The following is a 4,597-nucleotide window of genomic DNA, read 5'->3' as shown; positions in this document are numbered from 1 at the left end:
GATTTGTTGGTTTTGTATTTTCCATCTCACGCCTTTTGTTGTTTGGAGCCATTATATCTTATTTGAGACGTGAATATAAGATGCCCTTATGGACGGACTTTATCGGCGTAGAGAATAAGGACGGGGGCAAGAGAAAGCAATTTTTTGGCGATTTCTCAAAGTGGTGTAAAAAAGCCCTTCTTTGTGCCAGTTGCGTGCTGAGGTGGTGACAATCCCCCTTTTCCACTCCATTAGGCTACCGTAGCTTCCAGACGTTGAAAAAAGTAGCCTGCTGTCATTTTCTTTTGTGTATTTTCAATAACAAATAGATGAGTCGACAATTAGTAAATCTTTGGAACTATTTCAGGTACAGGTCGTTTATTCTCTACCGTTTGCGCGTAAAAACGAGCTTTAAAAACACGTTGCTTAGTGCCATTGCCTCTATAGTTTACAGTCGATTATCTTCAAGGCGCTGTATGACGGGTTTGCCAAAGATAACTTGTCTTTTAAGTGCACCAAAAAAAGGCAACACTAAAAAGCATACCTAATAGGGGATTGTGAAGTCGTGATAAAAAGTACAATAAAAGAGGGTTGGAAAAGTGTCGAAGGGGGCGAATAGGAAAATAGGAAAAATATCATTCAAAGTTTAATACACTAATTTGCAGCAAATGAAATTGAATACGCAAGGGCGGGAGGGATTTAAAAGAAAGGACAGGTTGCTTTGAATAGGTTTTTTTTCTAAAATGCTTTATATGTAAAGCATAAAAAGTGAGATTGAAATATGAAGAGTAGTCTCACCTATTTACCTTAAAGGATATAGAAATGTCAGATAAGAAAAGAAGAAATATACCCAATAGTGTAATAGTGGAACTATTAGTTTCAACGCGAAGAAGGTGCTGTTTGTGTTATTATCTGGATAATGATAAAAATAGAAAAAAAGTGCAAATTAGTCATATTGATCAAAAGAGAAATAATAATAGTGAATCTAATCTTGTTCCATTGTGCCTAGATCACCATGATGAGTATGATTCTTCCACAAGTCAATCAAAGGGCATAACAAAAGAAGAATTACTAATATATAAAGAAAAATTAATTAATGAATTTCAAGACTCTAGTAATGATAAAGATAATGGAATTGTAATTGAGGAAAGAATTTTACCAAATTTATCTACAGAATTATTTTATAGTTACGGAATGTTGTTTAGTGAAATTTCAAGAATATTATTTCAGAATGATCCAATGGATATTAACTTTGAAGTCAATACTGATGAATATGACCCTGAGGCGCATGATATTATAGGAAGATTACAAAACAATCAAAACTGTATTAGCACAAATCAAATTTGCCATGATGTATTTTTAAAATGGTTTTCACCTAATTTGGCAAAAAAAACAACTTATTACAATAAAATTGCTAAAGAAATTGAAAAAGTGTGGGGTCGTTTCAAGGAAGAAAATTATATGTATTCATGAAAAACGGAAACAAGGCTACTTTATCTAAACATTCTGCTTCACTTCCTCGGAAATCCTTACATGCAAGGATTAAAAAGTAGCCTTGCCCTTTTTCTTCTCCCTGTCTTGCTTGATTTAAAAAGTATAAAAATAGTATAATTTCTATGACAAGTAAAAGGGTTTCAATGTTTGAATATGACGAAGCAAAAAGTAAAGCCAATAAGGAAAAACACGGTATAGACTTTAAAGAGGCACAAGCGCTTTGGGATGGTGAGTATTCTGTCTTTAAGCAAGTTTTTTTAAATGGTGAATTGCGATATTTGCTCGTTGGTTACAAGGATAAAATGTGTTATGTTGCAGTGTTTACCATGCGCGATGACACCATAAGAATTATCAGCGTTAGACGATGTCGAAAAAATGAAAAGGATATGTTATGAAAACACTATCAGCAGAAGAATTTGACAAAAAATTTGACAATGGTGAAGATATTTTGCCTTATATTGACCTGTCTTCAAAAATGTCTAAAAGCGAGTTTGAGCAAAAATTATTGGCGATTAAAAAAGTCAATGTGGATTTGCCCACGTGGGCTATCGCATCTTTAGACAAAGAAGCCAAACGTATGGGTGTTACGCGTCAATCTATCATAAAAATGTGGCTTATTCAAAAACTTGATGACATCCAACTCGCACGTAAAAATTTACAACAGATGCGTTAGTGATAGAAAAAAACTCTACATGTAAAGCATGGTGACGAATAGTACTGGTGTTTTTTGGTACTCTTTTTGCTTATTATTGACATATTTTTATTGGAGATTTATTATGTCACTAAGTACGATAGCATCAAATGGAACCGTCGATTATGTGGCCTTTAGAAATGGGATTTACTCAAGAGATATCGTAGCGTCATTTTATGCTGACTTGGAGGGACTGGAGGGTGTTAGTTGGGAGCACACGACCCACACAGAAGAGGCTTTGGCCGCTACCTCTACGACAATGACGATAACCAATGGTGCTTTTGAGGTTGATAGTGATGGTTTTTTTGGGACGGATTTTAATGACGCTGCTGGCATTCCTGCGACCATTAAGATTCATCAGGCCATGTACGTTCAAGCGCAAGCGTACGCACAAGCCCAAGGGGAAAATGCAGACCCCGTCGCGGTTATCTCAAAAGTTTGGAATTTATTTAAGACCATTGCGGGCAATACCTTAGACCCCGATGGGGATGGCTATGTCACGCAAAAAGAGATTAATGCTATGCCAAAATCCTATGTCTCAAAAGGCTCTTTGATGGATGGCATCGTTAGCATACAGCGCACGATGGATGAAATGTATGCAATGAGCAGTATGGCCTATAAAATTACAGAATTAACCGAGGGCGCGCTTGATTTAGGATTGCGAGGGTTTATGGCTATGGGAAGTTTTGCTAGGACAGATACCGACCCTGCTATTGCGCTGTTTGGGCATCGAGAACTGTTTAATGCTTACTCGGGTGTAGAGTATGGGGAAAATTTGCCCAGTGATAAAATTGCTGTTGGAGAGTTGTTTGGTTCATTTTTTTATCAAAAAGTTGATGCGGAAACAGCAGGATACATTTTAGATAAAAACGATGGAGATATGGTATGTGTAAATCCGAATGCGACAAAAGAGTATTATAAATTTTTAGAAAGCGGCAAAGATTTAGAGACCTACCTTAGCGAGATGAAGGGCGAAACGTACCTCGAACAACTAAAAAAATCACTCTCGACCTTGCAAAATGGTCAAATAAATCCAGAATTAGCAGATATATTTTTTGCGGAATTAGCCAAAGAACAAAAAGCATTGTACGCACAATACATAGCCAATACATACGCAGAACTTGACCCCAAAAATAACGATACCACCACAAAAGTAGAGGTTTTGACTCAAAGCATCTTAGCTTCAAAGAAAAGTGCCATGTCCAATCCCACCACCCCTTCTGCACTGAGCTATGCTTTGCAAAAGTAACTACGCGACACAAACATTCCGCGCTATCTTTTTTTGATAGCTCTCTTACCCAAACCACACTTTTGAAATAAGCCCATAGGATTTTATCCTCTCTTGCGGGTCGTGTATCATGGAGTGTATCATCACTTCATCGGCACCTGTTCGTTGGAGAAGGCTTTCAAGCTTTTCTTTTACAAAGGCGGGCGTTCCCCAGATGGACTCTCGTGTTTTGTGGCGTATGCCTTTTTCTTCCCACGCTTCCCATAAACGGCTCATGTCGTGCGTGGGCTTGGATAGCGGACTATTCTCGCCGCGTTGGAGATGCAGGAACTTTTGAAGTTCGCTTGTCGCTAGGTAGTGGGCTTGCTCTGTTGTTTTAGCACAGACGACATTGATACAGATGATGATATATGGCTCTTTTAGCGAGGATGTGGGCTTGAAGTTTGCACGATACAGTCTTATGGCATCTTCCATGTCGCTCGGTGCAAAGTGTGAGGCAAATGCAAAAGGCAATCCCTTTTGCGCCGCTAATTGTGCGCTAAATGTGCTTGAACCAAGCAGCCAGATGGGAATGTCGAGTCCGTATCCTGGGACTGCTTTAATCTCTTTTGCGCCCGCCTTGTTTGAAAAAAAGTATTGTAACTGTTCAAGCATCGCAGGAAAGTCTGAGCCGTCGTTGGTAACGCTGCGCCTGAGGGCTAGCATGGTTTGTCTGTCCGTCCCTGGCGCTCTTCCTAATCCCAAATCTATCCTACCTGGATACAAAGACTCTAGCGTTCCAAACTGCTCCGCAATCACCAATGGTGCATGGTTTGGAAGCATGATTCCCCCAGAACCTATCCGAATCGTTTGCGTGTTTGCGCCAATGTAACTCAAAATGACCGAAGTTGCAGCACTGGCAATGCCGCTAAAGTTGTGATGTTCTGCGACCCAATAACGACTAAACCCAAAGGCTTCCACCGCTTGGGCTAGTTTGGTACTGTTTTCTATGGATTGGGCTATGGTGAAGCCTTCGCCCACGGGGATTAAATCTAAGACCGATAAGGGTATTTTTTTATTAGCCATGTTTTGCTCCCTTTAAAAGCAGCGTGCCTTAAGCCATGGGCTTTAAGCTATTTAACTTTGCAAGCATGCTCTCATCCCATAAAATATACGCTCTTGCGCCGGTTGATTTTGTGGTTCCGCCCGCTTGCTTTCCTTCTTGT

At 39.4% G+C, this 4,597-nt stretch carries 6 protein-coding genes; 5 read left to right on the top strand and 1 reads right to left on the bottom strand.

Translation table 11 applies throughout. From position 1 onward, the window contains the following. From AC5SLM_RS14400 to AC5SLM_RS14380, 5 genes are all read left to right on the top strand, one after another. On the top strand, positions 1-209 hold a 209-nt coding region (locus tag AC5SLM_RS14400; RefSeq protein ID WP_495251670.1), incomplete at its 5' end, for a hypothetical protein. Positions 210-801: 592 nt separating this feature from the next. Then, entirely contained in the window at positions 802-1,452 is a 651-nt protein-coding gene (locus AC5SLM_RS14395; protein WP_495251669.1) for an HNH endonuclease signature motif containing protein, read from the top strand. 164 nt (positions 1,453-1,616) lie between these two features. Beyond that, on the top strand, positions 1,617-1,868 hold the full coding sequence (locus AC5SLM_RS14390; protein ID WP_495251668.1) for a BrnT family toxin: 252 nt from the start codon (positions 1,617-1,619) through the stop codon (positions 1,866-1,868). Continuing rightward, positions 1,865-2,146, top strand: a complete 282-nt coding sequence (gene brnA, locus AC5SLM_RS14385) for a type II toxin-antitoxin system BrnA family antitoxin (RefSeq protein WP_495251667.1) — start codon at positions 1,865-1,867, stop codon at positions 2,144-2,146. The genes AC5SLM_RS14390 and brnA overlap by 4 nt, the downstream gene beginning before the upstream one ends. A 103-nt stretch (positions 2,147-2,249) precedes the next feature. Further along, positions 2,250-3,413, top strand: coding sequence for a Cj0814-related protein (locus AC5SLM_RS14380; RefSeq protein ID WP_495251666.1), 1,164 nt, complete (start codon positions 2,250-2,252; stop codon positions 3,411-3,413). A 45-nt stretch (positions 3,414-3,458) separates the two neighbouring features. Here the strand turns inward: AC5SLM_RS14380 and AC5SLM_RS14375 are convergent, their stop codons facing one another. Beyond that, positions 3,459-4,457 carry an LLM class flavin-dependent oxidoreductase gene (locus tag AC5SLM_RS14375; protein ID WP_495251665.1) on the bottom strand — a complete coding sequence of 333 codons (999 nt, stop codon included), beginning with the start codon at positions 4,455-4,457 and terminating at the stop codon, positions 3,459-3,461. Positions 4,458-4,597: the final 140 nt, after the last annotated feature.

Source organism: Sulfurospirillum sp. HTRB-L1, from assembly GCF_059415125.1.
This window is presented reverse-complemented; position numbering and strand designations above follow the sequence as displayed.